The organism is Agromyces sp. P1_H4, assembly GCF_056405255.1.
This window is the reverse complement of record NZ_JBFUCL010000340.1, coordinates 1-4004: the sequence shown is the minus strand read 5'-3', so window position 1 is coordinate 4004 and position 4004 is coordinate 1. Positions and strand designations below refer to the sequence as shown.

Below are 4004 nucleotides of genomic sequence, written 5' to 3'. Positions count from 1 at the left end.
GCACGGCCTCGAGCGGCAGGTCGGGCCGTCGCTCGTTCCACGCGCGCAGCCACTTCGCGGGGCTCACCCCGGCCACGTAGCGCAGCCTCAGCGTCACGGCGCCCCCAGTCCAGTCATCCGGCCGCTTCCGGCCTCCCCACAGCCTACCGACGGGTGCCGTCGCAGCCGCGCTGCCGCGGGCCGGTGGGCGGATGCCGCGTGACGGGCTACGGTGTGAGGGTGAGCCAGTCCCAGTCGATGAAACCCGAGACCGCAGCCAAGAAGCTCGGCATCCTCCTCGAGGCGGCGCCCGAGGACTTCCGCGATGGCGACGTCACCCGCGACGAGCTCAACGCACTGCTGGCCGACCCGCCCGAGTGGCTGCAGGTGCTGCGCCGCGAGGGACCGCACCCGCGCAACGTCGTGGCGGCGAAGCTCGGCATCTCCAACTCGGGCCTCGCCCGGGGCGGCATCACCGAGCCGCTCACGACGGCCGAGATCAAGGCGCTGCTCGTGGCACCGCCGCAGTGGCTCGTGCAGGAGCGGGCCACGCAGGCCGCCGTGCGTGCCGAGAAGATCCGTGTCGCCGACCGCGACCGTGAGCGCGCCGCGCGCCAGGCCGGCGGCGGCGGAGGCGGCTCGGGGGTCTGAGCCTCTGGCGCCCGGCGCTCGGTGACGACCGCTACGCGGCCGGTGCGAACCGGGCGCGGATGAACGCCGCGACGTCGGCGAGCTCACGATCCGACACGGAGTGGCCGACCCCCTCGTAGATGCGCTCGTCGAGCGTCGAGTGCGCGGGCAGCCACGCCTGCGTGCGGGCGACGGATGCCACGGGGATGACCCCGTCGACGGTGCCGCGGCCCCAGAACACGTGCGGGGCGAGCTGCGACATCCGCTCGTCGCCGTCGCGCTCGCCGGGCAGCGCGAACCCGGCGAGGCTCACCGCGAACGCGAATCGCTCGGGTGCCCGGCGCAGGAGCTCGAGAGCCATCGCGCCGCCCTGCGAGAAGCCGAGCAGGCCGATCGGTCCGGCGCCGGGGGCGGCACGGTCGAGCCAGTCGAGGATCGCGTCGGTCGCGGCATCCGCCCCCTCGACCGAGAGCTCGGCGCCCTCGGCGACGAGCGGGAACCACGCGTGTCCGTACCCGGTGTACAGCGGTGCGCGCAACGACGCGATGGCGGGCTCGAGCGGGAGGTACGGTGTCAGGCCGAACAGGTCGCCCTCGTTCGAGTTGTACCCGTGCAGCAGGAGCAGCAGCGGCCGCCCCGCACGATCCGCGGCCGACGCCGACCAGAGCACGGCCTCGTCGTCGACGCGCACCTCGGGCATGGGTCCTCCGCTCCGGGCGGCGGATGCTGCGAGCCACCGGATGCCGCACGCCCGCCTTCGAGCGTACCCGCCGCCTCGCGGCGCCCAGCCGCCCGCCCGCCCGCCGCGCCCTCGCATCGAGATCTCGTGTTCGGTGCATCCGCCCCGGCGCGTCGTGCACCGAACACGAGATCGCGACGGATCGGGGCAAGCGGGCGAGCGTGGGGCAGAATCGAGGCATGAGCGTGCGCACCCCCGACCCGGACTGGAATCCCGACGACGAGCCCGTCGTGCGGCCGCCCGCCAACCCGGGCTGGCTCACCGACCTCGAGCTCGCCGAGATCCGGGGCCGCCTTCCGCTGCTCTACGTCGAGGCGGTGCCGGTTCGGGTCGACGGGCTCGGGCAGGTGTCCGAGGTCGGCGTGCTGCTGCGCGCGAACGCCGTCGGCGAGATGACCCGCACGCTCGTGTCGGGCCGCGTGATGTTCGGCGAGACGCTGCGCGACGCCCTGTTCCGCCACCTCGAGAAGGACCTGGGGCCGATGGCGTTCCCGCTGCTGCCCGCGAGCCCGGTGCCGTTCACGGTGGCGGAGTACTTCCCGCTGCCCGGCATCTCGCCGTTCTCCGACGAGCGCCAGCACGCCGTCTCGCTGGCCTACGTGGTGCCCGTCACGGGCACGTGCGAGCCGCGGCAGGACGCCCTCGAAGTCACGTGGATGACCCCGGTCGAGGCGGTGTCCGAGAGCATCGCCGCCGAGATGGAGGGCGGGCGCGGCATCCTCGTCAAGCAGGCGCTCGCGTCGGTGGGCGCACTGCGCTGACGGATGCGCGCCGACGAGCCGCGCCGAGTGACGCCGCGCCGGCTCAGCGCCCGGCGAGGCCGAGCGTCTCGAGGAAGAGCCGGGTGAGCCGCGTCGCATCGACCTCGAGGGCGACCTCGACRTCCGCCCACTCGTCGGCGAGCCCGTGCACCATGTCTTCGCCGCGACGCTCGCGCAGGTCGACGAGCGTCTGCCCGCGGCCGTAGCCGGCGAGTTCGACGTGCACGGGACGCACCTCGGTGCGGAGGGCCAGCGGGTCGACGATGGAGCACACCGCGCCGGCGTCGCCGATGAGCCCGGTGTACTCCTCCTGCTCGTCGGCCGACAGGGCGATGCGATGCCCGAGGAGCGCGCCCACGACACGGCCGAGCGGGTCGTCGCCATGCTCGAGCGCGGCCGCGACGTCCTGCTCGACCGAAACGCGGTTGAACACGTCGAGCCCGTACATGTAGGCGGGCACGTTCGCGTCGAGCACGATGGCGGCGGCCTCGGGGTCGTGCCACACGTTGAACTCGGCCACGGCGGTCGCATTGCCGACGCCGGCTGAGCCGCCCATGAACACGATGCGTTCCAGGTTGCCGGCGACCTCGGGGTAGGTGCGCAGCAACAGCGCGAGGTTCGTCTGCGGGGCGAGGGCCACGAGCGTGACGGGCGTCGGGTGCTCGAGGATGAGCCGGCGCAGCAGCTCGACCGCGCCCACCGGTTCGGGTCGCCGCTCCGTGGGCGGCAGGGGGACACCGCCGAGGCCGTCGAGGCCGTGCACGTGGCCGGCGGAGCGGGGCGGCTCGAGCAGGGGCCGCGCGGCGCCCGCCGCGACGGGCAGGTCGGGCGCACCCGCGGCGTCGAGCACCCGAAGCGTGTTGTCGACGACCTGCGCGAGCGACGCGTTGCCGGCGACGCACGTGATGCCGAGCACGTCGATGCCCGGATGCCGCACGGCGAAGAGGATGGCGAGGGCGTCGTCGACGCCCGTGTCGACGTCGAGGATCACGGGAACGCTCATCGCATCACCGTAACGCGACCGTCGGGGTCGCCGCGCCCGTCATCCGACACGAGCCGCGTGCCGCGTGCGGCGTCAGCGGACGAACCGCACCTCGTGGATCTCCTCGCCGAGGAACGGCACGTGCTGGTCGGCGCCGTCGAGCACGAAGCCGTTGCGCTCGTAGAACCGGTGCGCGCGGGGGTTGTCGGAGGCGACCCAGAGGTACACCGCGTCGTCGCCGACTGCCGCGTCGAACAGCTTCTGGCCGATGCCGGTGCCGTGGTACGCGTCGAGGAGGTAGATGAAGTAGAGCTCGCGCTCCCGGGGCGGGTTCTCGTCGCGTGCGGGACCCGAGCCGACGAAGCCGACGATCTCGCCGTCGACGAGGGCGGCGAACTGCTGGTACTCCTCGCCGCGCTCGGCGTAGTGGTTCCAGAGCTCCGCCATGCGGCGCGGCGAGAGGTGCTCGAAGGCCGCCGCGCTGATCAGGTGGTCGTAGGTCTCGTGCCAGCAGGTGGCGTGGACGCGCCCCAGCGCCTCCACGTCGGAATCGCGGATGGGACGGACGACGACCTCGGCAACAACTTCGGTGCTCATGCGAGAAGGCTAAGCCAGGGTGCGCGGGACGCGAAATCGTGCGATACGCCCTTGCGCTGAGCGCCCGCGCAGGCGCCTGCGCGCGCACCGGGTCCGCCGCGGAGACGGCGAAGGCCCCGCCGTCGACCTGGTGGTCGGCGGCGGGGCCTTCGGCAGGTGGTGCGGAGGGTCAGCCCTGCGCGCGACGGTTGGTGCGCGCGGGTGACACGAGGCTGCCGACGCGAAGCGGCTGCTTGCCCTGGCCCTGGCGGGCGGATGCCCCGCGCTGTGCACCCGTGGCCTGGGCGCCGCGGCTGTGGCCCGCGCCCTGCTTGGG

General features: G+C 73.8%; 5 protein-coding genes. 2 read left to right on the top strand and 3 right to left on the bottom strand.

The genetic code is table 11. The features are described from left to right. Positions 1-237: 237 nt before the first annotated feature. Positions 238-630 carry a DUF5997 family protein gene (locus tag AC1DY2_RS16655; RefSeq protein WP_476763426.1) on the top strand — a complete coding sequence of 131 codons (393 nt, stop codon included), beginning with the start codon at positions 238-240 and terminating at the stop codon, positions 628-630. Positions 631-661: 31 nt separating this feature from the next. Here the strand turns inward: AC1DY2_RS16655 and AC1DY2_RS16650 are convergent, their stop codons facing one another. After that, complete coding sequence (locus tag AC1DY2_RS16650; protein ID WP_476763425.1) at positions 662-1309, bottom strand: alpha/beta hydrolase; 648 nt, start codon at positions 1307-1309, stop codon at positions 662-664. Between the two features lie 218 nt (positions 1310-1527). Between AC1DY2_RS16650 and AC1DY2_RS16645 the strand changes: the two genes are divergently transcribed. Next, the gene (locus tag AC1DY2_RS16645) at positions 1528-2109 is read left to right on the top strand and encodes an NUDIX hydrolase family protein (protein ID WP_309977229.1); all 582 of its coding nucleotides are present in this window, start codon (positions 1528-1530) and stop codon (positions 2107-2109) included. 43 nt (positions 2110-2152) lie between these two features. Here the strand turns inward: AC1DY2_RS16645 and AC1DY2_RS16640 are convergent, their stop codons facing one another. Next, on the bottom strand, positions 2153-3112 hold the full coding sequence (locus AC1DY2_RS16640; RefSeq protein ID WP_476763424.1) for a nucleoside hydrolase: 960 nt from the start codon (positions 3110-3112) through the stop codon (positions 2153-2155). 72 nt (positions 3113-3184) lie between these two features. Beyond that, positions 3185-3688, bottom strand: coding sequence for an N-acetyltransferase family protein (locus AC1DY2_RS16635; RefSeq protein ID WP_476763423.1), 504 nt, complete (start codon positions 3686-3688; stop codon positions 3185-3187). Positions 3689-4004: the final 316 nt, after the last annotated feature.